Source organism: Novosphingobium sp. 1529, assembly GCF_040544855.1.
Lineage (GTDB): Bacteria > Pseudomonadota > Alphaproteobacteria > Sphingomonadales > Sphingomonadaceae > Novosphingobium > Novosphingobium capsulatum.
The window spans coordinates 20,505-45,351 of sequence record NZ_JBEPKW010000009.1 but is presented as its reverse complement, the minus strand read 5'-3'; the positions used below and the strand labels follow the sequence as shown (position 1 = coordinate 45,351).

Annotated in this window: 16 protein-coding genes; 3 read left to right on the top strand and 13 right to left on the bottom strand. The window is 67.7% G+C overall.

Annotated features, from left to right (window positions below; genetic code table 11):
* Positions 1 to 42 precede the first annotated feature (42 nt).
* The 3 genes from ABIC78_RS15860 to ABIC78_RS15850 are packed head-to-tail and all read left to right on the top strand — an operon-like array spanning position 43 to position 7,182.
* Entirely contained in the window at positions 43 to 2,397 is a 2,355-nt protein-coding gene (locus ABIC78_RS15860) for a GH92 family glycosyl hydrolase (protein ID WP_354490721.1), read from the top strand.
* The gene (locus tag ABIC78_RS15855) at positions 2,397 to 4,703 is read left to right on the top strand and encodes a hypothetical protein (RefSeq protein WP_354490719.1); all 2,307 of its coding nucleotides are present in this window, start codon (positions 2,397 to 2,399) and stop codon (positions 4,701 to 4,703) included. Before ABIC78_RS15860 ends, ABIC78_RS15855 begins: the two co-directional genes overlap by 1 nt.
* A 37-nt stretch (positions 4,704 to 4,740) precedes the next feature.
* Positions 4,741 to 7,182, top strand: coding sequence for a hypothetical protein (locus ABIC78_RS15850; protein ID WP_354490717.1), 2,442 nt, complete (start codon positions 4,741 to 4,743; stop codon positions 7,180 to 7,182).
* Between the two features lie 141 nt (positions 7,183 to 7,323).
* On the opposite strand, the gene mmsB is transcribed toward ABIC78_RS15850, so the two are convergent.
* The 13 genes from mmsB to ABIC78_RS15785 form a co-directional block, all read right to left on the bottom strand.
* On the bottom strand, positions 7,324 to 8,196 hold the full coding sequence (gene mmsB, locus ABIC78_RS15845) for a 3-hydroxyisobutyrate dehydrogenase (RefSeq protein WP_354490715.1): 873 nt from the start codon (positions 8,194 to 8,196) through the stop codon (positions 7,324 to 7,326).
* A gap of 31 nt (positions 8,197 to 8,227) precedes the next feature.
* Positions 8,228 to 9,010: an enoyl-CoA hydratase-related protein gene (locus ABIC78_RS15840; protein ID WP_354490713.1), complete on the bottom strand. Its 783-nt coding sequence runs from the start codon at positions 9,008 to 9,010 to the stop codon at positions 8,228 to 8,230.
* Positions 9,007 to 10,074, bottom strand: a complete 1,068-nt coding sequence (locus tag ABIC78_RS15835) for an enoyl-CoA hydratase/isomerase family protein (protein ID WP_354490711.1) — start codon at positions 10,072 to 10,074, stop codon at positions 9,007 to 9,009. The genes ABIC78_RS15840 and ABIC78_RS15835 overlap by 4 nt, the downstream gene beginning before the upstream one ends.
* The gene (locus ABIC78_RS15830) at positions 10,071 to 11,213 is read right to left on the bottom strand and encodes an acyl-CoA dehydrogenase family protein (RefSeq protein WP_354490709.1); all 1,143 of its coding nucleotides are present in this window, start codon (positions 11,211 to 11,213) and stop codon (positions 10,071 to 10,073) included. The genes ABIC78_RS15835 and ABIC78_RS15830 overlap by 4 nt, the downstream gene beginning before the upstream one ends.
* Before the next feature lie 181 nt (positions 11,214 to 11,394).
* A complete protein-coding gene (locus ABIC78_RS15825; RefSeq protein ID WP_022674925.1) occupies positions 11,395 to 12,687 on the bottom strand; it encodes a sugar MFS transporter in 1,293 nt (430 codons plus the stop codon).
* A 24-nt stretch (positions 12,688 to 12,711) separates the two neighbouring features.
* Positions 12,712 to 15,141 carry a glycoside hydrolase family 3 protein gene (locus ABIC78_RS15820; protein WP_171792841.1) on the bottom strand — a complete coding sequence of 810 codons (2,430 nt, stop codon included), beginning with the start codon at positions 15,139 to 15,141 and terminating at the stop codon, positions 12,712 to 12,714.
* 91 nt (positions 15,142 to 15,232) lie between these two features.
* The gene (locus ABIC78_RS15815) at positions 15,233 to 16,453 is read right to left on the bottom strand and encodes an MFS transporter (RefSeq protein WP_354490707.1); all 1,221 of its coding nucleotides are present in this window, start codon (positions 16,451 to 16,453) and stop codon (positions 15,233 to 15,235) included.
* The gene (locus ABIC78_RS15810) at positions 16,446 to 17,501 is read right to left on the bottom strand and encodes a LacI family DNA-binding transcriptional regulator (RefSeq protein ID WP_354490705.1); all 1,056 of its coding nucleotides are present in this window, start codon (positions 17,499 to 17,501) and stop codon (positions 16,446 to 16,448) included. The genes ABIC78_RS15815 and ABIC78_RS15810 overlap by 8 nt, the downstream gene beginning before the upstream one ends.
* A gap of 14 nt (positions 17,502 to 17,515) precedes the next feature.
* Positions 17,516 to 18,451 (bottom strand): glycoside hydrolase family 16 protein, encoded by a 936-nt coding sequence (locus tag ABIC78_RS15805; RefSeq protein WP_354490703.1) that lies wholly within the window; start codon positions 18,449 to 18,451, stop codon positions 17,516 to 17,518.
* Positions 18,448 to 19,947, bottom strand: a complete 1,500-nt coding sequence (locus ABIC78_RS15800) for a tryptophan halogenase family protein (protein ID WP_354490701.1) — start codon at positions 19,945 to 19,947, stop codon at positions 18,448 to 18,450. Before ABIC78_RS15800 ends, ABIC78_RS15805 begins: the two co-directional genes overlap by 4 nt.
* Positions 19,944 to 20,972 carry a cupin-like domain-containing protein gene (locus ABIC78_RS15795; RefSeq protein ID WP_354490699.1) on the bottom strand — a complete coding sequence of 343 codons (1,029 nt, stop codon included), beginning with the start codon at positions 20,970 to 20,972 and terminating at the stop codon, positions 19,944 to 19,946. The genes ABIC78_RS15800 and ABIC78_RS15795 overlap by 4 nt, the downstream gene beginning before the upstream one ends.
* On the bottom strand, positions 20,965 to 21,675 hold the full coding sequence (locus tag ABIC78_RS15790; RefSeq protein WP_354490698.1) for a SapC family protein: 711 nt from the start codon (positions 21,673 to 21,675) through the stop codon (positions 20,965 to 20,967). Before ABIC78_RS15790 ends, ABIC78_RS15795 begins: the two co-directional genes overlap by 8 nt.
* A 142-nt stretch (positions 21,676 to 21,817) precedes the next feature.
* The gene (locus ABIC78_RS15785) at positions 21,818 to 24,826 is read right to left on the bottom strand and encodes a TonB-dependent receptor (protein ID WP_354490696.1); all 3,009 of its coding nucleotides are present in this window, start codon (positions 24,824 to 24,826) and stop codon (positions 21,818 to 21,820) included.
* Positions 24,827 to 24,847: the final 21 nt, after the last annotated feature.

The following is a 24,847-nucleotide window of genomic DNA, read 5'->3' as shown; positions in this document are numbered from 1 at the left end:
CGTTGTCATGTCCAGACGGCACCGCCCAGCCAGGAGCCAGCCATGATCGCACTTGCCCGCCGCAGTCTTCTTCGCGCCTCCTGCCACATGGCCCTGGCCGCCGCCGCCGGAACGCCAGCCCTGGCCGCCACGCGCCGCAGCCCTGGGCGCACCACGGCAGGACAGCCCGATCTGTTCATCGGCACGGGCGGCGATGGCCACACTTTCCCCGGCGCCAGCATGCCGTTCGGCATGGTGCAGGTGAGCCCGGATACCGACACCGCGCGCTGGGATACCTGTTCGGGCTATCACCATGGCGATCCCTCGCTGCTGGGCTTTTCGCACACCCATCTGTCGGGCACCGGCATTGGTGACATGCTCGACGTGCTGGTGCTGCCGGCGCGTGGGCCGGTGCGGCTCGATCCCGGCCCGCTCGATTCGGCCAAGCAGAACCCTGCCGCGCCCGGCTATCGCCTGCGCTATACCCAGGAAGAAGCGCGGCCCGGCTATTACCGCGTGGCGCTGGAAAACGGCGTCACCAGCGAACTGACCGCCACCTTGCGCACCGGCGTGCAGCGCCATGCCTTTCCAGCGGGCGAAGGCCATGTGCTGATCGACCTGTCGCACCTGGTGCTCGACAGTTCCGACTATCCGCCGCTGATCGATGCCGCTGCGCTGGAATGGCTGCCCGATGGCACGCTGGTGGGCCGGCGCCGGGTGTGGCGCTGGGCCAAGGGGCGCGAGATCTTTTTCGCGATGCAGTTTTCGCGCGCGCCGTCACGCGTCGATTTCTATGGCGACGACAACGCCCCGGCCCCTGCCGCCGTGGCAGGCGCCACCCATGCCATCAGCGGCAAGCGGCTCAAGGCCGTGGCCTGGTTCCCCGATGCCGGCAGCGCGCCGATCGTGATCCGCACCGGCATTTCGGCGGTGGACGTGGCCGGCGCCCGCGCCAACCTGGCAGCCGAAGCGCCGCATTTCGATTTCGACACCTATGCCCGCGCCGCCCAGGCCGCCTGGGATGGCGAACTGGCGCGCATCGCCGTGCGCGGCGGCACCCCCGCGCAGCAGACCATCATGGCCACCGCGCAATACCATGCCGCGCTGGGCCCCACGCTGCTGAGCGATGTGGACGGGCGCACGATCGGGCTCGATCGCCAGGTCCACACCCTGGCGAAAGGCGAGGCGGCCTATAGCGCCTATTCGCTGTGGGATACCTATCGCGCATTCCACCCGTTGCAGACGCTGATCCGCCCCGATCACGCCGCGGTGATGATGGCCGATCTCATCCGCCAGACGCAGCAAAGCCCCTATGGCCCGCCGGTCTGGCCGCTGCAGGGCGTGGAAACCGGCTGCATGATCGGCTGGCACGCCGTGCCGGTGCTGGCCGAGGCGATGGCCAAGGGCATCCCCGCCGATTATGCCGCCGCCTGGCCGGGCATCCGCCGCCGCGCGCTGGATTTCACCACGCCCACGCTCGACAATTCGCTGGGCATCCCTTTTTATGATCAGCTGGGCTATGTGCCGGCAGACCTGGTGTTTGAAAGCGTCAGCCGCACGCTGGAATACAGCTATGACGATTACGCCGCCGCCAAGATCGCGCGCGCGGCCGGTGCCACGCAGGATGCCGCCCACCTTAAAAAGCGCAGCAGCAACTGGCGCAACGTGTTTGATGCCAGTGTGGGCTTTGCTCGCCCGCGCCTGGCCGATGGCACCTGGACCAGCCCCTATGACCCGGTGCAGCTGGGCCATTCGTCCAAGTGGCGCGACTATACCGAAAGCAATGGCTGGCAGGCCACCTTCCTCAACCAGCATGACGTGCCCGGCCTGATGGCGGCGATGGGCGGCGACGCCGCATTCGAAGCCAAGCTCGACGCGCTGTTTTCCGCGCCGTCCACCCTGCCCAAGGGCGCGCCGCCCGATATCTCGGGCATGCTCGGCCAATATGCCCACGGCAACGAACCCTCGCACCACGTGGCCTATCTCTATGCCTGGTGCGGCGCGCACTGGAAAACGCAAGCCCTGGTGCGCCGCCTGCTGACGACGATGTACACCGCCAAGCCCGATGGCATCATCGGCAACGACGATTGCGGGCAGATGAGCGCGTGGTTCATCCTCTCGGCGCTCGGCTTCTATCCGGTCGATCCGGTCAGCGCGGTCTATGTGCTGGGCAGCCCGCTGTTCGACAGCGCGCGGGTGCGCGTGGGCGGGGGCCGCGAACTGCTAATCGAGGCGCGCGGCCAGGGGCCGGATCGCCCTTATTACGGCAAAGTGGAATGGAACGGCCAGCCGTTGACGCGGTCATGGCTGCGCCATGCCGAACTGGCCGCCGGCGGCACATTGGTGTTCCACATGCAGGCAGAGCCGGACAAGAGCTTTGCCCGCGCTCCGGCAGACCGGCCCCAGGCTTCGGCCTGATGCCGCTGCCGGCACGCGTGGTGCGGCCTCTGCTGGCGCCGGCCCTGGCCATGGCTGGGCCGGCGGCGGCGCTGGCGGCGCCCGATCTTGCCGGCGCCTGCATCCAGGCCGATGCCCCGGCCCGCGCCGGGGCAGACCTGCTGGCGCGGCGCCTGCGCGAGCGGGGGATCGATCCTGCGCCCGCCTGCCCGCTGACCCTGCAGTTCATCACCAGGCCCGCGCTGGGCGAAGGCTTTGCCCTGGCGCGGCGTGGCCGCACCATCGCCATCGCCGTAGGGCAGCCCCGCAGCGCGGCCTATGCCGCTGGCTGGGTACTGGGCCATCTGCACGGGACGCGTCTCGCACTGGCCGGGCCGGTGCACAGCGCCCCGGCCATGGCCGTGCGCGGTGACCAGATCGGTATTCGCGCCAAGAACAACAGCTTTGACGCCTGGACCCCGGCGATGCTGACGCGGCAGGTGGAAGACCTGGCGCTGATGGGTGCCAACCGCGTGCAACTGGTGGCGCCGGTTTCCGACGATGCCACCGCATCCCCGCTCGCCCCGGTGCCGGCCCGCACGGCGATCCTGGCCACGGCGCGGGCCGCCCACGCCCTGGGCCTGCAGGTGGCGCTCTATTATCCGCTGCTGCGCGATTACAAGCGGCCGGGCGATGTCACGGCCGAACAGGCCGACTTTGCCGCGCTGGTGGCGGATTTTCCCGCGCTGGATGCGGTCTATTTCCCCGGCGGCGACCCTGGCCATACCGCGCCCGCGCCACTGTTTGCCGTGCTGGGGCAGCTCGCTGCGCCGCTGCACGCGCGCTTTCCGGCCGCTGAAATGCTGGTATCCTCGCAAGGGTTCGATGCTGCCGGGTTTGACGCCTTCGTGGCGCAAGTGCGCCAGCGCCCGCCCTGGCTGTCCGCCGTATTCGTCGGGCCGCAGACGCGCAGCCCGATTGCCGCTCACCGTGCGCTGTTTGCCGGGGTGGTGCCGCTGGAACTTTATCCCGACACCGCCCATGCCATGCACGCGCAGTTGCCGCTGCAACGCTGGCACCCGGCCTTTGCCCTGACCGAAGGGCGCGAACCGGTGAACCCGCGCCCGCGCGCGATGGCTGCCGCCTTTGCCGATCAGGCGCCCGGCACGCGCGGGTTCATCGCCTATTCCGAAGGGGTGAACGACGATTGGAACCTGGCGCAGTGGCTGGCCCTGGCGTGGAACCCCCATGCCAGCACGCGTGCCATTGCCCTCGCCCATGCCCGCCGCTTCATCGGCGATGATCGCTTTGCCACCCTGCCCCAGGCGCTGGAGCAGAACTGGCGCGGCGATCCAGCACGCAACCCCGGCATTGCCGCCACGCTGGGGGCCACGCGCGCGCTGCACCCGGCGCCATGGGCCGATTGGCGGATCGATCTCTATCGCTATCGCGCGGTCTATGATGCGCTGGTCGCCCGGCGCTGGGCCGCGGCGCAAGCGGCTGATCGCGCCGCCCGCGCGGCGCTGGCCCGGGCCGCCATCACGGGCAGCGCGCAAGCCGTGGCCCGCGCGCGCGCCGCGCTCGATCGGCCGGAACCACGCGCCACCCTGGCGCTCTATCACCAGCTCGAAGCCCTGGCAGCGCGGCTGTGGGACAAGGCGCGCATGCAATTGAGCGTTCCGCGCTATGGCGCCTCCAACTGGGAGCGTGGCGCCAACCTCGATCGCGCCATGGCCGACCTGACCGATCGCGCCGCGCTGCTGCCGCGCCTGGCCAGTGCCATGGCCGCCCCCGGCGAAGCGGCGCGGCAGGCCGCACTCATCGCCCTGGCCGACCGCGCCGACCGGCGCCACGGCGCGCTCTATGATGACCTGGGCATGCCCGGCGCGCAGCCGCACCTGCTGCGCGGGTGGGGCGAACTGGCCGATCCGCAGGGCCGCCACAGCAGCATCGTGGGCGTGGCCGACCACCTGCCGGCCGATGGCTGGCCGCTGGCCACGCTGACCTATGCCGAAACGCTCTATGAAAATCCGCTGCGGCTGGCCTATCGCCTGCCGCGCGGGCGCGCCTGGTGCCTGCGCTTAACCTGGGCGGGCGAGGATTACTGGCGGACGATGGCGGTCTATGCCAACGGGCAGATGATCCTGCCGCCCCGGCAGCGCCCCAGCAATCCCGCCTTTGTCGAAGTGGCGATCCCCGCCGCCTTGACGCGGCAGGGCCGCCTCGCGCTGGCCTTTGCCGGGCAGGCCGGCGCCGGCGGCGGCGGGCGTGGCCAGCAGGTGGCCGAAACCTGGCTCATCCCCCGTTCAGCGCAGATCCGCTGCGATGGGCAGTGGACCGGACCATAATTCCTTGACCTTCATGGCACAGCGGACACAATCGCAGATGATGTTTGCCAGATCCTTTGCACCGGGCCTTTCTCGTTTCCGCACTGCCGCTTCGGCACTGGCACTGGCCGGTTTGGCCGCTGCAGTGCCGATGAACGGCGCCAGGGCCGCCGATTCCCGCTTTGAGCTGATCGGGCCGGATATCAAGGTGATGGTCACCCGCAATGGCCAGGACCTGCCGATCAGCAGCGTGCCCAGCCTGGCCGAAGGCGATACCCTGCGCATTTCGGCCGCGCTGCCTGGGGACCAGGGCGCGCACCTGATGGTGGTTTCGGCGTTCCTGCGCGGCGCCACCAACCCGCCGCCACGCGAATGGATCGGCGTGGCGCGCACGTGGAAGGACAAGGCGAACGAGCATTCGCTCAACCTGACCGTGCCCAAGGGCGCGCGCCAGATGGTGGTGCTGATTGTGCCGGAAACCAGCGGTGCGCAAGGCACGCTGGTGGATGCGGTGCGCGGCAAGCCGGGTGAGTTCGTGCGCGCCAGCCAGGATCTCAACCAGGCCTCGCTCGATCATGCGCGCCTGATCGCCTTCATCAACGCGATCAATGGCGACAATGCCACCCACCCTGAAGACCTGCAGCGCATGGCGCCGACGCTGGCGCGCAGCCTGTCGATCAAGCTGAACGAGGAATGCCTGACCAAGGTGGTAGACCAGCAGGCCTCGTGCCTGGTGGAAGATCGCGACACCCTGGTACTCAGCGACATCCACACCAATTCGCTGACCGACACGCTGACCGGCGCGCCGACCACGCTGGCGCTCTCGCTCAGCACCACGCAACAGGGCGGTGCCGGCCTCTACAGCCCCTATATCGGCGTGGTGCGTGATCTGGCCAAGCTGTTCGGCGCGTTCAGCAACCCGCAGTTCAACTATCTGCCGACGCTGTCCGAACTCAAGGGCGAGACCGCCTCGCTCAAGCTCAACAGCGCGCCCTCGTTCAACAAGCCCAAGTCGGTGATGGTCATGGCCATGCCGGCGATCGGGGCAGACAGCCCGCCGCAGTTGCGCAATCCCACCAAGGGCCCGATCTGCGCGCCGGGCAATGCCCTGGTCCTACCAGTGGAAGGAGCGCCGCTGGTCTTTGCCACCGGCTTTGCCCACGACATGGCGGTGAAAGTGACCGCCACCGATGGATCGACGCGCGAATATCCCCTGACCCCGCGGGCAGACCTTGGCGGCTATGCCGTGGTCGCCGATAGCCTGCCGCCCGGCGCCACGCTGACCATGCACATGCACGGCCGCTGGGGCTTCGACACGTTCGACGGGCCCGATTATGTAGTGCAGCGCCCCGATGGCGGGCCTTGGACACGCGCCGCCAATGCCACCGGGCCACTGGTGGCCGGGCGCGACAACGAAGTGATCCTGGAAGGCGCGGCACCGGGCTGCGTCGATGATGTCAGCCTGCGCATCGGCAACAGCGCCACCGGCCGCAGCGTGACCTATCGCGCGATCGATGCCACGCACCTGGCCGTCACCGTGCCCTTGGCCGAGGGTGAAACCGGCGAAGTGCGCCTGGACATTCACCAGCAGAGCCTGGGCACGCCCGCCAATGTCACGCTGCGCGCGCGGGCGGAAAGCAGCCGGATCGATTCGGTCGATATCCGCGCGGGCGACAGCGAGGCGATGATCACCGGCCAGCGCCTGGAACAGGTGGTGGCGCTGACGCTGGGCGATGTTGAGTTCCGCCCCGATGGCCTGGTGCGCGACGGGCGGATCGACCGCCTGCATCTGGCGACGAGCGGCAACACCCGCGCCGGTGACGCCGGCACGGCGGCCAAGGCACAGATCAAGCTGGACGATGGCCGCACCCAGACCGTGTCGATCAAGATCGGCCCCGCGCGGCCGCGCATCGACCTGATCAGTCGCACGGTCAACGCCGCGCCCGTGCCACCCGGCACGCGGCCCCTGCGCTTTGCCTCTGACGACCTGCTGCCCGAAGACGCCGAGCTGGTTTTCTCGGTGCGCGCTGGCGCCAATACCGTGCTGGGCAGCGGCGATGCGATCGAGGTGGCCCCGGCCGGCAGCCAGAGCGGGTTGCGCCTGACCACGGCCAAGGGCCTGATGGCCACCGACCCCACGGTGCTGGTCGCCACGATGCGCGCCAGCGATCTGCCGGCGGCCAGCTTTGGCCCGCTGCGCTATCGCCTGGTCAAGGCCGATGGCCAGTTGGGTGCATGGCAGCCGCTTGCCACGCTGGCGCGCCTGCCGCGCATCACCGGCTTTGCCTGCGACAGTGGCGGCTCGCTGCCCTGCACGCTGACCGGGCGCAACCTGTTCCTGCTTGATGCCGTGGGCGCCGATGGCGATTTCACCCGCGCGGCAACAGTGCAGCCCGGCTTTACCGGATCGAGCCTGAAAGTGCCCCGCCCGGCCGATGGCGCCCTGCATCTGCGCCTGCGCGATGCACCACAAGCCAAGGTGACCTTGCCGGCGGGTTGATCCGGGGATTGGGCATGCCTTCCACCACCCCCCGACCCCCTCCTCTGAAGAAGAGGGGGAAGTAAGATGCTGATTTGAAAGCCCCCTCCTCTTTAGAGGAGGGGGTTGGGGGTGGTGGCGATCAAGCCCCCTTGCCGCCAGTCAAAGCGTCTTGATGATCGCCGAAAAATCGCGGTCAGCATGGCCATCGGCGGCAAAGGCGGCATAAAGCTTTTCCGCCAGGTGCCCCATCGGCACCGGCGCGCCGGCTTCCTGCGCTGCGCCCATCGCCAGGCGCAGGTCCTTGAGCATCAGCGCCGTGGCAAAGCCGCCCTGGTAGTCATTGTCCGCCGGGGTCTGCGGCCCAACGCCGGGCACCGGGCAATAGCTGGTCATCGACCACGACTGGCCCGAAGCCTTTGACGCGATGTCGTAAAAGGTCTGCAGGTCCAGCCCCAGCCGCTCGGCCAGGCGGAAGCTTTCGCACGTCGCCACCATGGTCGCGCCCAGCAGCATGTTGTTGCAGATCTTGGCCGCCTGCCCTGCTCCGTCCGCCCCCGCATGGATCACCGCCTTGCCCATTGCCGCCAGGATCGGCTGCGCGGCGGCAAAGGCCTGGTCGGTGCCGCCGACCATGAAAGTCAGCGTGCCGCCCCGCGCCGCCGCGATGCCACCGGAAACCGGCGCGTCGACGATGGGATGGCCCGCCGCGCTGGCCACCTCGGCCAGGCGGCGCGCGGTGGCGACATCGATGGTGGAGCAATCGATCAGCAGCGCGCCGCCTGGCGCCGTGCCGATCACCTGGTTTTCGATCACGTCACCCACGATCGCCCCGTTGGGCAGCATCGTCACCACCACATCGGCGCCGGTCACGGCATCGGCCACGGTGGAACAGGGCGTGCAGCCCGCGTCCTGCGCGGCGGCCAGCGCCGGCGCCGAAAGATCGAACGCGCGCACGCCGTGCCCGGCCTTTGCCAGGTTGGCGGCCATGCCGCCGCCCATGTTGCCCAGGCCAATGAATGCAATTGCCGCCATGGCAGCCTCTCCCGTTATGTTCGTGTAGGTTTCAGCGGCCCTGCCAGTTGGCGGGGCGCTTTTCCACGAAGGCAGCCATGCCTTCGGCCTTGTCCTGCGTGGCGGTGAGCACCTGGAACATGCGGCGTTCGGCCAGAAGACCCTGGTCGAGCGTGGTTTCGAACGCCAGGTTGACCATTTCCTTGTTCATCATCGCCGCCAGCGGGGGCATGCCGGCAATCGCCTGCGCGGTCTTGAGCGCTTCGGTCATGAGATCGGCATGGGGCACCACGCGGCTGACCAAGCCGCCGCGCTCGGCCTCGGCCGCGTCCATCATGCGCCCGGTCAGGCACATGTCCATCGCCTTGGCCTTGCCCACGGCGCGCGCCAGGCGCTGCGAACCGCCCATGCCCGGCGCCACGCCCAGCTTGATTTCCGGCTGGCCGAACTTGGCATTGTCGCTCGCGATAATGAAATCGGCCATCATCGCCAGTTCGCAACCGCCGCCCAGGGCAAAGCCGTTGACTGCCGCGATCCACGGCTTGCGGGTGGCCTTGACCAGCTTGCTCGTCCAGCCTTCGAAAAAGTCTTCGGCATAGAAAGCCGCTGCCGGCTTGTCGGCCATTTCCTTGATATCGGCACCGGCGGCAAAGGCCTTGTCGCCGCTGCCGGTCAGCACCGCGCAGCGCTGGGCCGGATCAGCCTCGAACGCGGCGAAGGCAGCGATCAGATCGGCCAGGACCTGGCTGCTCAACGCATTAAGGGCCTGCGGGCGGTTGAGCGTGATCAGCGTCACCGGCCCCTGGGTTTCGACCAAGATCGTTTCAAAGCTCATAGCGGGGTCCATTCCTCTTGATGCGGCAGGGGCGCAAAGATCGCGTCGAGTTCGGCGGGCGCCACGTCAGCGGCGCTGGCCGGGTTCCAGCGCGGGGCATTGTCCTTGTCAACGATCACCGCGCGCACGCCCTCGGCAAAATCGGGCCGCACGATCATGCGCCCGCCGATGCGGTATTCCATTGCCATGTTCGCGGCAAAATCGGGCAGGGCCAGGCTGGTGGCCAGCTGCCGCAGCGAGACCGCGCAGGAGAACGGTGACCGCGTGGCGAGCGTTGCCAGCGTGGCCTGGGCAAAGCTGCCGGGATCGCGGGCCAGCGAAGCCAGCGTGTCAGCCAGGCCGTCATGGATGAAATGGCGCGCGATATCGTCGGCATGGGCCGCAATCGGCGCCGGCCCGGGCGTGGCCGACAGCGCATCGAGCGCGGCGCCAACGCTCTCGCCAGCGGCGATCTGCGCCTTGGCCTTGGCTAGGGCGCTTTCGTCCAGATAGTGCGTGGCAAGCCCGGCCCACAGGCATTCCCCGCCATCGAGCCGCGCGCCGGTCAGCGCCAGGTATTGGCCCAGCCGCCCTTGCAGGCGCGAGAGATACCAGCCACCGCCGACGTCAGGAAACAGGCCGATCCCGGTTTCGGGCATGGCCAGCCGCGTCTTGGCCGTGGCCACACGCCAGCGCGCCGGCTGCGAGATGCCCACGCCCCCGCCCATGGTGATGCCGTCCATGAAAGCCACCACCGGTTTGGCATAGGTGAACAGCAGGTGGTTGAGGCGATATTCGTGAAAGAAGAAATCACGCCCCGCCGCGCCGCCATCTTCCAGCGCAGAGCCGCGCAGCAGGGCAATGTCACCCCCAGCGCAGAACCCGCGCGACAGCTTGGGATCGCCATCGGGGGCGGCGGCATGATCGATGATCACGGCGGTGATCGCCGGATCATCCTGCCAGGCGAGCAAGGCATCGGTCATCGCCTTGACCATCGGCAGGGTCAGCGCATGGATGGCGCGCGGACGGTTGAGTGAGAGGATGCCGGCCGCGCCGTCACGGCGCACGATTACATCAGGCGTCATTGCAGCAGGTCCCGGCCGACGATCAGGCGCATGACTTCGTTGGTTCCTTCCAGGATGCGGTGCACGCGCAGGTCGCGCCAGAACCGCTCGATCGGATAATCGCGCAGATAGCCATAGCCGCCGAACAGCTGCAGCGCGCGATCGACCACGGCCGAGCCGGTATCGGTGGCAAAGCGCTTGGCCATGGCGGAAAAGCGCGTCTTGTCGGGCGCGCCGGCGGTAACCTTGGTTGCGGCCAGATAGAGCAGCGCGCGCGCCGCCTCCAGTTCGGTGGCCATGTCGGCCAGCACGAACTGGGTATTCTGGAATTCGGCCACGGCGCGGCCGAACTGGCGGCGTTCCTTCACATAAGCGATGGCTTCATCCAGGCAGCGCTGCGCCCCGCCCAGCGAGCAGGCGCCGATGTTCAGCCGCCCGCCGTCGAGCCCGGCCATGGCGATGCGGAAGCCTTCGCCCTCCGCGCCCAAACGGTTGGTGACTGGCACGCGCACGTTTTCCAGGATCACCTGCGCGGTGGGCGAAGCATTCCAGCCCAGCTTGCGTTCGGGCGCGCCGAAGGAAAGGCCCGGCGTGTCCTTTTCCACCAGCACGCAGGAAATGCCGCGCGGGCCATCCTCGCCGGTGCGCACCATGATCAGGTAGATATCGTTCACCCCGCCGCCGGAAATGAACTGCTTCGTTCCATTGATCACATAGTCATCACCATCGCGCCGCGCCGTGGTAGCGAGCGCTGCGGCATCGGACCCGGAGCCAGGCTCGGTCAGGCAGTAGGAGCCCAACTTGTCCATCGCCAAGAGGCCGGGCAGGTGCTGGGCCTTGAGCGCGTCGGGGCCGAAACTGTCGAGCATCCAGGCGGCCATGTTGTGGATCGACAGGAACGCGGCGGTGGTGGGGCAGCCATAGGACATCGCCTCGAACACCAGGGCCGCTTCCAGGCGGCCCAGGCCCACCCCGCCACCGGCTTCGGACACATAGATGCCGCCCAGGCCCAGTTCGCCGGTGGCGCGGATCACCTCGCGCGGGAAAATATGCTCTTCGTCCCAGCGCGCGGCATGGGGGGTAATCTCATCGGCGGTAAACCGGCGTGTCATGTCCTGGATGGCAAGCTGGTCTTCGGTCAGGGCAAAAGCCTGAGACATCAAGGGCGCTCCTGCTCCCGCATCTAAACGCGGTGTTTCTGTTTGGCGGGCACCATGGCCCAGCGCCGGTAGCGGCACAAATGCCTTTTTGGTCGCATCGGTTGTGCAAAAAAGGGGCACGACCTGATGGTCGCGCCCCTTGGCAGTGCATGCAACTGGCAGGTTTGTCAGGCTGGCGCGATCACGCCACCGGGCGCCGCGCATACCAGCCATAGCTGGCGATCACGGCATAGCAGACCGCCGGAATGACCAGGGCCAGCGCTAGGCTGTGCGTCACGTCGGCAACGCCGCCGGTCAGCAGCGGCAGCACCGCGCCACCAAAGATCGCCACGTTGATGATGCCCGAACCATCGGCCGCGCGCGATCCCAGCTTTTCGCAGGCGAGGCTGAAGATCGTGGGGAACATGATCGAGTTCATCAGGCCGATGGCGAGCAGGCTGTAGCCCGAAAGCAGGCCGTTGGTGTGGGTAGACAGCGCTATCAACGCGATGGCAAGGATAGCGTTGCAGGCGAGCGCCTTGCCCGGCGAAACCTTGCGCAGGACGGCCGAGCCGATGAAGCGGCCGATCATCGCCCCGCCCCAGTACACGCTGATCAGCTTGCCGGCGGCAGCTTCTTCCAGGCCCATGACATGCGCCTGGCGCAGATAGTTGACGATCAGCGAGCCGATCGAGACTTCGGCACCGACATAGAGGAAGATGCACAGCGCGCCAAAGCCGAAGCGCGGACGCTTGAGCAGGTCGAGCCCGGCAAGGCCGGCGCTTTCGGCATGCTTTTCAGCAGGCAGGCGGTTGCGGAACGACCACACCACGGCAGCAACCACGGCAAGGGCGACGGCCAGGCCGATGTAGCCCTTCACGATCGCACCGCTTTCCGCCGTGCGATAGGCATCGAGCGCCGGGCCGGTGAGATCGGCGGCCGAAACCTTGGCCAGGCTGCCCAGGATCAGCGCGGCGCCGAACCAGGGAAACAGCGTGGTGCCCAGCGAGTTGAAGCCTTGCGCAAAGGTCAACCGGCTGGACGCGGTACGTGCGGGCCCGAGCAGCGAAATCAGCGGGTTGGCCACGACCTGGACCACCACCACGCCGCTCGCCAGCACGAACAGCGCCAGCAGGAACACGCCATAGGTGGCGCTTTGCGAGGCGGGGATGAACAGCAGGCAGCCGGCCATCATCGTGAGCAGGCCCACCACCGCGCCGCGCATATAGCCGATGCGCTTGACCAGGCGGGCACCGGGAATGCCGATCACGGCATAGGCGGTAAAGAAGCAGAACTGCACCAGCATGGCCTGGGTGTAGTTCAGCGTAAAAAGCTCCTTGAGCTTGGGAATGATCACGTCGTTGAGCGACGTGATCCCGCCGAAGATGAAGAACAGCCCAATGACGAAGACCTGCAGCTGCGGGGCATCGATATGGGCGGCTCCGTCGGGGCCATCGGGATGGGTGCCCGCAGCAAGATCGGGGGCAAGGGCCATTGTGATTTCTCTCCTAACGCTGCGTTATCCTTGGGTCGGACAGGCAGCGACGCTTCCAGTTGCCTCGACACGCGCATTGCGGAGCGTCACGACAAATCCCTGCGGCGCCGTGATGCGAAGCGGCGTTCCAACCTTCTTGAGATCGGCCCCGGCCTGAGCAAAACAGCGCAACGGAATTCGTGTCTGGGTGACGGCCCCCTGCGGCGCAAGACGCAGGAGCGATGCCACATCCAGGCTGCCCGTGCCAACGGAAACCTTGATCGGCCCGGCCGGCAGCGCATCGATTCGCCAATCGAGCCGAACTTCAAAGCCTTCGTCGGCCTGGCGGGTGAGATCGACCGGCGGACCGTCGATCACCAGGGCACCGGGCGCGGCCCAGGTGAACTGGCGCGCGTCTTCCTGCGCCGTCAGATCAATCGAGCGCGAGGTCACGGCATTGTCGAGGCCGAGGTGCCAGGGCGATGGCGCCTGCCCGCGGTTGAACCACAGGTTGTCGCTGGCTGCGGCCGAAAGATCGACGCGCGGATCTTCGTTCACCCGGCCCAGCGGCGCGGGATGGGCATAGGTCAGGCCAAAGCCTGCCGGAAACAGCGGCTTGGTCACTGGCGAACGGGCATCGGCGGGCCAGGGAAATGGCAGCGTGCCGGCAAAATCGTGCGCCGGCTTGCCATCGCGCCCGGCGACCAGCACATCGGCCACGCCGGCGCCCTGGGTGCCCGGCAGCCAGGCCGCGACAAACGCGTCAGAGGCGTTGATCAGCGGCCCGGCAAACAGCGGCCGACCGGACAGGAATACCGAAACCACCGGAATGCCCTGCGCCTTGAGCCGGGCGATCAGGGCATCCTCGCCATTGCGCGGCCGGAACGCGAGGTTGGCCACGTCCCCCTGGAATTCGGCGTAGGGCGCCTCGCCATAGACGACCACGGCAACGTCGGGCTTTTGCGTAAACTGGCCATCGGGCGCCAGCGTAGCCTGGCCACCGGCCTGCCCCAGCGCATCGACCAGGGCGCGGCCGATGGTCTGTCCATGCGGGAAATCAGCCGCCGTGGTATCGGTGCCCTGCCAGGTGATGGTCCAGCCGCCGGCCTGCATCGCCATGCTGTCTGCCCCCGGCCCTGCCACCAGAACCCGCGCGCCGGGCTTGAGCGGCAGCAACCCGCCATTGTTCTTGAGCAGCACCAAGGACTTGGCCACTGCCTCGCGCGCGATGGCAAGATGCGCGGGGGCGCCCAGCCCGGCGGCATCGCCCCGCGCCACCGGCGCCGGGCCCATCAGGCCGAGCTTGAATTTCACGCGCAGGATGCGGCGCACGGCATCATCGATGCGCGCAGCCGGAATCGTGCCCTGCTGGGCCTGGGCCAGGGTGCTGTCGAACAGGCCCTTCCAGCTGTCGGGCGCCATCGCCATGTCCAGCCCGGCGTTGAAGCTGGCCGCGCAGGCCGTGACCGTGCAGCCTTCAACCTGGCCATGGCCGTTCCAATCGCCGACCACGAACCCGCCAAAGCCCATGCGGCCCTTGAGCACGTCGGTCAGCAGCGAGCGGTTGCCGTGGTTCTTCACCCCGTTCCAGCTGGAAAAACTGGCCATGACGGTGAGCGCGCCGGCATCGATCGCGGCGGGATAGCCCTGGGCATGGGTGGCCACCAGTTGCGCCTCGGTGATCCGCGCATCGCCCTGGTCCTTGCCCTCGAACGTGCCGCCATCGGCGAGGAAGTGCTTGGCCGTGGCCGCCACGTGGGTGGCGTCCACCGCCTGCCCGGCGTGCAGCGGGCCTTGCAGGCCCAGCACCATGGCGCGGGCATAGGCCGCAACCAGGGCGGGATCGGCGGCATAGCCTTCATAGCTGCGGCCCCAACGCAGATCCTGTGGCACGGCGAGCGTGGGGGCAAAGGTCCATTCGATGCCGGTGGCGGCAATTTCGGCGGCGGTGGCGGCGCCGATCTTCTGCACCAGGGCAGGATCGTGCATCGCGCCCAGGCCGATGTTGTGTGGAAAGATCGTGGCGCCGGGCAGATTGCTGTGCCCATGGACGGCATCGACGCCAAAGATGATCGGGATGCCCGCCCCGGACTTGGCCGACGCGGCGCGATATTCGCCCACCAGGCGCGCCCAGTCTGCCCCGCCCGCACGCTCGTTGCCATAAGGCCCGCTGTTGCCGCCGGCGAGGATCGAGCCGAGCGGATAGCGCTGCAGATCGGCCGGGGTGATCGCGCTGATATCGGCCTGGATCATCTGGCCAACCTTTTGCGCCAGCGTCATCCGCGCCATGAGCGCGGTGATCTGCGCCTCTGTCGCCGGATCGGTGATCGCGGCCGGGCTGTGCGCGGCGGGCCATTGCGCGGGATGGGCCGTGGCGCGATCGGCCTGGGCCGCGCCCGGACCATCGGCGGCCAGCACCGGCTGGGTCAGGGCCATCAGGCCGGATGCGGCCAGCAACAGGCGGCGCAGGGTCATGTCTTATCCTCTCGGGCAGATTACTTGTGAACGTTCTCAATTTCGGTTTCTGACACGGTAGGCCGGCCAGATCAACTGCTTGTGTGGTGCGTCAGGCCTGGCGGATGGACAGCAGCAAAAGTGCCGCCAGCCCAGCGCAAGCCGCCAGGACCAGGAACAGCGCGCCAAAGCCGAGCGTGGGCACCAGGCCCACTGCCAGCCACGGCACGATCAGCGAGGGAAACGTGTTGGTCAGGTTGAACAGCCCAAGATCGCGGCCACGCCGATCCGGCCGGGGCAGTACACGCAGCGTCTGCCCCGCATGGAGCGCCAGGAACACGGCCATGGCCAGGGCGAACAGGGCATAGCCGGCCAGCGCCACCCCCCTGCCCGGCGCCAGCGCCATGATCACCAGCCCCACTGCGACCAGGCCCGCCAGCGCGGCCAGCGGGCGCCAGGGACGGGCGCGGCGATCGGCCCAATGCCCGACCACCAGCGCCAGCGGCACCGACAGCGCCAGCAGCAGGCCATAGATGCGCGCCATGGTGGCCGCATGCATGGTGGGATCGATCGCCAGGAACCAATAGGCAATGAAAGCAAACAGCGTGGCTTCGGCCAGTTGCACCAGCAGCCGCGCCAGCCACATGCGCCGCACCGGCAGCGCACGCGGCGCCGCGCCAGGATCGGGCAGCGGCGCCGGTTCCGGCAGCGGAGTGAGCCGTGGGCTGATCAGCAGCAGTGGCAGGATGGACAGCGCAACGATCACCGCCAGCACGCTCACGCGGGTGGCAAACCCCACGCCCGGCCCGGAATGGAGGCCGGGCAAGGTGACCAGCGCGCCCATCGTGCCCGACCACGCCGGGGCAAAGGCCAGCAGGCCACCGAGCACCCCCTTGTGGCGATCGGGCACGCAATCGCCCGCCCAGGCGGCCAACGGACCCAGCACCATGTTGAGCGCGGCCTGCCACGCCACCACGACCATGATCAGCGCCGGCAGCGTGGTCGCCAGCGGCATGGCGAGCAGCAACGCGCACGACAGCACCAGCCCGGCCGCCACCCAGCCCCGGCGATTGGCGGTGCGATCGCTGGCCCAGCCCCAGGCGATATTGGTGAGGCTGGCCGAGACCGCGCCGATGAACGTCAGCGTGGCGAGCCACGGCACGGCCGCTGGCCCGGCCAGCTCTGCCACGCGCAGCGGCAGCAGCAGCGTGAGCAGCGGACCATAGCCGGCCACTGCCCCGGCCCAGGCCAGGGCATAACACAGCAGGAACGGCCAATCGCCGTGGCCCGGGCCGGGGTGTTGGCCGGCCACCGGGATGGCCGCCTCAGCCACGCGGCGCCACCGCCACGGATTCGCGCATCACCAGGCCTGCGGGCACGACCACCGGGCCATCGGGCACCGTGCCATCGCGCTGCGCGGCGATGATCAGATCGACCGCGCGCGCCACGGTCTCCGCCACCGGTTGATCCACCGCGCTCAATGCCGGGCGGGCAAAGCGCACCACCGGGGTATTGTCGAAGCTGATCAGCGAGAGGTCATCGGGCACGGCCAGGCCCAGGGCATGGGCGACATCGAGGCTCGCCAGCGCGGTCTGATCGTTGCTGGCGATGATCGCGGTGGGCGCCTGCGCCTGGCCCAGCAGGTCGCGCGCCGCCTGTGCGCCCATGGCAAAGCTGAAATCGCTTTGCGCCAAAAGGCCCTGCGTGGGCAGGCCGGCATCGGCCATCGCCACACGCCAGCCTTCCACGCGCCACTGGCTGAGACTGTATTCCGCGTCGCCAGCGATGAAGCCGATACGGCGGTGGCCCAGATCGATCAGCGCCTGCGTGGCCTTTCGTGCCGAGCCTTCGTCATCCATGATCAACGGGATGCCCCCGCCCTGCCCCAGCGAACCGATGCGGGCAAACGGGATGCCCTGGCGCGTCAGCACGCCCACGATCAGCGGATTGTCGGAATGGGGCGGCGTCAGGACCACGCCATCGGGCTGCAACGCGGCGATCGCGGCCAGCAGTTCGCGCTCGACATGGTCGTTGTGGGTATCGACCAGTTCGAAGATCATGCGATAGCCGTGTTCGGCACACTTGAGCATGCCGCCCAGAAGCATCTGGTCCACCCAGTCGCTGCCCTGGCGTGCGCGCCAATCGGCGATGGTGCGCGTGCGATCGTTGAGCGCCAGGATCAGGTACGAGCGCGAGCCGCTCATCCGCTGGGCCGCGATCGAGGGGACATAGCCCAGGCGGGCAATCGCCTCGCGCACGCGCTCCTGCATTTCGGGGCGCACGTTGGGCTCGTTGTTGATCACCCGGCTGACGGTCTGCAGCGAGACCCCGGCATCGGCGGCGACATGCTTGATCGTCACGGTCTGACGGCGGCGCGCCATCCTGCTGCTATCCTTTACTGCGCGGCGGCGGGGGCAGCCGCAGCGGCATCGCTTTGCCAGACATGAACCCAATCCACCATCATCGTGCGCGGAAAGCCGCTGCTGTCCACCCCGCCGCCGTTGCGGCTTTCGGGCAGGCCGCCGCCGATGGCAAGGTTGAGCACGAGGTAGAACGGCTGATCGAACGGCGCCAGGGGATCGGCGCTGCCGGTGGTGGACCATTCGCCGGCATGGCGGGTTTCATAGGGCACGCCATCGATGCTCCAGGTGATGGCGCCGGGCGCCCAATCCACGGCATAGACATGATAGCCATCGACCGGGGCGGGAATCGGGGTTTCCGATCCGATATGGCGGTTGGCCGGGGGCACGCCGCCGAAATGGATCGTGCCCAGGGCATGGTCTTCGCGCCCCGCGGTACAGCCTGCGCAAGGCACGCCGAGGTTGACGGTTTCCAGAATGTCGATCTCGCCCGAGGCGGCCCAATGGCCATAGCGATCGTGGGCCGGCAGCATCCAGATCGCCGGCCAGCTACCCTGCCCGCCAGGCAGCTTGGCGCGGACCTCCACCCGGCCATAGCGCCATGCCGCCTTGCCCTTGGTGCTGAGCCGGGCCGAGGTGAACGGCTTTTCCGCCCGCGCCGCCGCCTTTTCCGCGCTGTCGCGCAAGTCTTGCGGATAGGTGGGGCCGCGCCAGGCCTGCTTGCGCGCGGTAATCACCAGTTGGCCGTGGGCGACATGGGCATTGGTGGCGCGCGGCGTATAGCACTGCCGTTCCTGGTTGCCGCCGCCCCAGCAATCATCGGCCAGCGTCCAGCGCGTGAGATCGATGCCGGTGCCGTTAAACTCGTCAGCCCAGACCAGGTGCCAGCCGGGCCCCGGTGGCGATGGTGCGGCGTGTGCCGGCGTGGCGGCGGCAGCACCGGCGGCCAGCAGGACAAGCGCCAGGCTCATGCAGCAGCCCCGGTGCGCGCGCCGCAATAGTGATCGACATAGGCGGCGTGCCCGGGCAGGCCCTGTACGGTATCGGCCACTTCGCGGCGGAGGCTAGCAAGCAGCCGTTCCAGTTCATCATCGCGCAGCTTGGCCGCGACGGGATGATAGGCGGCCGGCGTGATGCCCTGCCCCATCATCACCTGCACCCAGCTGTTTTCGGCGAACAGTTCCTCATTCTTGCGGAACACCCGGCCGGTGCGGGCGAACAGATCCATCCGATGCGACAGGCTTTCCGGCACCTCCATCCCCGCGCAGTGGCGCCAGAACGGGCTGTCGCGCCGCTCGGTGGCCTTGTAGTGCAGGATCAGGAAATCGCGGATCTGGACCATGTCGGCCCACTGCTGTTCGTTGAATTCGGCAATATCGGCTGGATCGGGCCGCGTGCCCACCGGCAGCAGCCGCAACAGGCGCAGCACCGCGCGCTGGATCAGGTGGATCGAGGTGGATTCGAGCGGCTCCATGAACCCGCCCGACAGGCCCACCGCCACGCAGTTCTTCACCCACTGCCGGCGCCGTGCCCCGGTGGTGAAGCGGATGCGGTTGGGCTCGGTCAGGACCTGCCCTTCCACGCTCGACAGCAGGCGGTCGAGCGCCTGGTCTTCATCGAGATAGCGGCTGCACCAGACGATGCCGTTGCCCTGGCGATGCTGCAGCGGGATGCGCCATTGCCAGCCGGCATCGTGGGCAATGGCGCGGGTATAGGGCACGGGCGGGCGCACACTGGCGGTTTGCACGGCAATGGCGCGGTCGCATGGCAGCCAATGCGTCCAATCGTCAAAGCCGGCGTGCAGCGCGCCTTCGATCAGCAGCGCGCGGAAACCGGTGCAATCGACAAAGAGATCGCCTTCCACGCGGCGATCACCGTCCAGGTGCAGCGCAGCGATTTCCCCGCTGTCACCGTCCAGTTCGACGCGGGCGATGCGCCCCTCGATCCGGGTGGCGCCGTCGCCCTCGGCCAGGCGGCGCAGGAACGCGGCATAGCGCCCGGAATCGAGCTGGTAGGCATAGTTCATCCGCCCATCGGGCAGATGGGCAAAGCGCCCGGCCTGGGCCGCCATCAGTTCCAGGCAATAGTCGCCATAGGGGGCGGCATGCCCGCGCGCGAGCCCGTGCAGCCAGAAATGCTGGAACCCAGCGCTCCAGTGATCGCGGCCGGTGCCGCCAAACGAATGGAAATAGCTTTCGCCCGGCGCCTTCCAGTTTTCGAACGCGATGCCCAGCTTGAACGTGGCCGAGGTGGCACGCATGAAATCGGCCTCGGCAATATTGAGCAGGCGGTTGTAGGCGACCAGCGGCGGAATGGTGCTTTCGCCCACGCCCACCGTGCCAATTGCCTCGCTTTCCACCAGTGTGACCGTTGCGACCGGGCCCAGCGTGCGCGCCAGCGCGGCGGCGGTCATCCATCCGGCGGTGCCGCCACCGGCCACGACGATACGCAAGGGTCTATCGGTCATCGGCTGAGACTCCTGAGCAGGAAGGCACGGATGCGCCCGGCGGCAGCGGCATCGAGCGGGGCGAGAATGCCCTGCCCGGCGGGCGGCAGATGGGCCCGCGCGGCCTCTCCACCGGAAAAGGCATAGTGATCGAACAGGGCGTGCCACTGCGCACGCTCTGCCGGCGGCAGATCGCGGATGGCGAGGATCGCATGGATCAGCGCATCCTGCGGCTGGCCCAGCCAGCGCGGCGTATCGCGCCACCAATAGTTGACCAGCACGTTGAACGGCGCCAGCGCATCGACCGCATGATACCAGCCGCTGGGAATGAACAGCGCGTCGCCCGGTGCCAGATCGGCCACCTGGGCATGGGCCAGCGCGGTGGCATAGCCGGGATGGCGCAGCAGATCGGGCGCATCGGGATCGACCATGCTGACGGCGCGGCCGGCCGGGGTGTTGTCCAACGGGCCGAGATAGAGATTGGCGAACTGATCGGGCGGAAACAGCGTGAAGCGCCGCTGCCCCACGGCGCAGACGGCCAGGTTGTGGGGAAAATCGTTGTGCACGGCAACGCGGCTGGCGGTGCCGATCCACACGCTGGCCAGTGCATCTTGCGTGGCTGGCAGCCCTGCCTCCAGCGGCATCGGATTGGCCTCGTCCAATCCTTCGAACCAGCCGGGAATATCGATCGATCCCATGTAGATCGCGCGCCCGTCTGCCGCCTGTTCGGCCGCGGCAAAGCGCGCCCAGATGGCATCGAGCGGTTCCTGCACGGTCTGGAAATTGACCTGCATCGCCTGGTCATAGAACAGGCGCCCGCCGGCTTGCGGCGGGGCCAGCGACACGGTGAAGGCGCGTGGCCGGGCGTGGCTGGCAAGGTGGGCGCGCGCCGCCGCGGCGCTGTCGCGCCCGGCCTGTACCAGCGGCCAATGCGCTGCCAGGCCGCGCACCACGCAGGGCGTTGTGGCGGCGGCCAGCACGGCATCGAGAGCGCCGCCATGATCGGCCAGCGCCACCTCTGCCACGCAAGGAAGGCCTTCAGGCACGGCCAAGGCGCGCCATCAGATCGGCAAAGCGCCCAAGCGCGGCCACCGCCATGTAGATCGGCAGCAGATAGCCCTGGGCGTTGAGTTCGCCCAGCGCCGCGCCATCCAGCGCGGCCAGGCGATCTTCGGCAATGATGTGATAGCCCACCAGGCTGCGGGTGGAGCCTTCGGCCAGGGGCACATCGAGCGTGAAGGGTTCGAGCAGGCCATGGTGTTCGAGCGCGGCGAGAAACGCCGGCGTGGCGCGCCAGCCAGCGTCGAGCGCGCCCAGTTGCTCTGCCTTGGCGGCGAGATAGGGCGTCGGGGCACCGGCGTCATCGAACAGCCGCTGCCCACCGGGTGCTCCGACGCGGGCATGGGCCAGATCGATATGCACCTGGGGCACTTCGTCTTCATCGCGGGTGCGGCCGATCAGGAACGGCTGCACGGCGTGGGCCAAAGGCACGTAGGCCGCGTCCCAGCGATCGCCGGCCAGGAACAGGTTCTCGCCCTGATCAAAACCGAACAGGGCCAGCGCAGCAAACTGCCCGCTCTGCCCGTCGCGGCGAAAGACGATGGGATAGTGCGCGGCCACCGCGCGAAATTCCGAAGGGACGACCAGGCATCCCATTACCCCGTCGCCCCATTGCGCCCCGGCGGTGGTGCCCACGGCAAGATCGCGATGGCTGGCATTGTCGAGCAGGGCGTGGCTGCTGCTGGTCACGGTGCGGGCGTCCTCTCTCTTGTGGCTCTTCCAATCCTGCCCCCTTGTTTCATCGCCCACTGCCACAGGCAAGTGCGTTGAAAAGAGGGCCATCCGGCCGGGCTGACGGGCAGTGTCGCCCGGCCGGATGGGGAGGGCCGCGTCAGAAGTTGACGCGGAAACCAGCCGAATAGCGGGCATAGCCGCTGGAGGCGAAGAACACGTTGTTGTCAGACCGCAGGTGCCCACGCCGGCCCTGGTTGGTCAGGTTGATGGCATCGGCAAAGACGGTGAAGCCCTTGCGGAATTCCCAGCTGGCGCTGGCATCGACCTGGCCATAAGGCTCGACATAATAGGGGTTGGGCCCCGTGCCCGAGAGGAACTGCGCGCGCCAGTTGTAGGCAACGCGCGCCTGCAGCCCGTGCTTGTCATAGAACAGCACCGCGTTGGCACTGTCAGACAGCCCGGTCAGCGCGAACTGCGTGACGCTCGACGGCTTGGTGTTGTCGTAGGTCGCATCGCCGCGCACGATCGTATAGTTCAGGATTGCACCGAAACCGGTGTTCCAGAACGAGTGCTGGATGGCAAATTCCCAGCCATAAAGCGTGGCGGTCTGCGAGGAATTGACCGGCGTGGCGATCTGGAAATTGACCGCCGCGTCCTGAGGCGTGCCAAAGATGTTGCCCGTCAGGTTGCCGGTGGCATCGGTGCCGGTGATCTGCGAGCTTTCAGGGTAATGGGTGAAGATGTAGTTGCGGATCGCCGCCGTGCTGGCATCAGCCCCCAGCGCGGAAATCGCCGCCTGGTAACGCGGGCCATTGGCCGGGTTGGTCAGGCCGAAGGCCGGGCTGTCGACGCGGGCTGACGAGATGAAATTCGACACGCCCTTGTGGAAGAAGCCCACCGAGACATAGCTCGTCGGCGCGTAATACCATTCGAGGCTGACATCGATGTTCTTCGACTTGTAGGGCATCAGGCCCGGATTGCCCTGGCTGCCGGTGCCACCGCCGATGCGGAACAGCTGGTCCAGCGTGCGGCCACCCTGGAGGCTGGCATAATCGGCCCGCGTGATGGTGTGGCTGTAGGACGCACGGAACTTGACGTTGCGCGCGGGCTGCATGTCAAAGTCGAACGCGGGCAGGAAGTTGTCATAGCTGCCGGCAAAGGTGGTGAACGCGCTGTCACCGCCATAGATCAGGCCGAATTCGTTGGCCGAGACCCACTGCGTGCCGGTGGGCACCGGCACCAGCGCCGACGAGGTGACGCGGGTGTTTTCATAGCGCAGGCCAGCACGGAAATGCGCCTCGCGACCGAGCAGGTCGAACTTGGTGTTCACCTGCACATAAGGCGCGATCGTGCGTTCCTTGATGCGGCGATCGACGGTGTAAGGCGCCAGGCAATTGCCGGTGCCGCCGCAGATCTGGTTCTTGCTATCGAGCAGGCTCACCATCTTCTCGAAGTTGAAGCTGTAGAACTGCTTGATGATGTTGGGATCGTTGGCGCCCGAAACGCCCTTGAACTTGTCCGGCACCGAAACCAGGCTGAACAGGTCATCAGGCGTCTGGCTGGCCGGCAGCGAGCCACCCCAGGTATCATGCTGGATATAGCCATAGGCCGAACGCACCTTGTTCTCGGTGTAGTCCGCGCCAAAATCGAGGCTGTCGATCACCCCGCTGTCGAACTTGAACTGGCCCGAAAGCCGCGCCTCGTTGATCTCGTCACGGAAATAGGCGTTGCGGAAGGCATTGCCCGTGGGCGTGATATTGGCCGGATCGAGCGCATCGATGCCCGGGTTCATGCCCACCGAAATGACCGGCAGATCGTGGGTAAAATCGATCTTCTGGTTGGCGATGCCGAACACCGCAGAGCCCACCGACACGCTGGTGCCATAGGGATTGTTGGGCTTGGATTCGGCCGTCGAATGATGCGCGTCCAACTCCAGCGTCAGGCGATCGATGCCGTCCCACTTGAGGTTGCCGCCGATCGAGCGGTTGATCGAGCGGTTTTCGGTAAGCGCCGCGCTATACGACAGGTCCTTGCCTTCGTTGGCGCCGAAGTGTTCGGCATAGAACACCGGGCCGGCCACCGGGCCATCGGTCCACTGGCTGGAAACGTCGTTGAAGTTGAACCAGATGCCCACGCTGTTGGTGCGCGCGCGCACGGTGTTCTGGGAATAGGTATAGTCGAACGTGGCGGTCAGCGTATCGGTGGGGCGCAGTTGCAGCACGAGCTGGCCGTTGATGCGCTCGCGATCGATGTCGGTAATGTCATAGCTGGCGTTCTGCGGCACCTGATAGACATCGTTGGGGCCGGGCCGGTTGACGATGTTGGCATAGCGCGGATCGCCCTGCTGCGGCAGCGAGCCCCAGTTGTTTTCCGATCCGAGATAGCCATCGCGCCAGCCGACATTGGCCTGGTTGTTGCTCGCCTTGCGCTTTTGCCACACGCCGGTGACCAGCACGCCCACTTTGCCGTCGGCAAAGGTGTCGCTGATGATGCCCGACACTTCTGGCGTGATCGGGCTGCCTTCGTTGCGCGAGGTATCGATCATGCCCTTGATCGCCAGGCTGCCATGCAGGCCGGGCCGATCGAGCGGGCGCGGGGTCTTGATGTTGATCGTCGAACCGATGCCGCCGGTGGGCAGCGTGGCCCGGCCGGACTTGTAGACTTCGACCCCAGCCACGCCTTCGGATGCCAAGTTGGCGAAATCGAAGCTGCGCGTGGACGGCGCGCTGGCGCCATCGCCCAGGCTGGACGTGGGCATCTGCCGGCCGTTGAGCAGCACCAGGTTGAATTCGGGGCCAAAGCCACGAACGGTAACGGTAGAGCCTTCGCCGTTGGAGCGGTCGATCGACACGCCGGTGATGCGCTGAAGCGATTCGGCCAGGTTGGTGTCGGGGAACTTGCCCATGTCTTCGGCCGAAATCGCATCGACCACGCCCTGGGCGCTGCGCTTGATATTGGCAGCGGCCGAAAGGCTGGCACGGATGCCGGTGACGACGATGGCGTTTTCCGGCGCTTCGGTGGCAGCTTGCGGATTGGCGGCCGGCTGGGCGGCCGATGCCGCGCCGGCGGTGTCCTGCGCCAAGGCCGGATTGGCTGCCAGGCCCACGGCCATGACCGAAGCCCCCAGTACCAGGCGCGCGCGCAAAGAATGGCAACGTGTGCTCATCAGATCCCTCTCCCCGTTTTC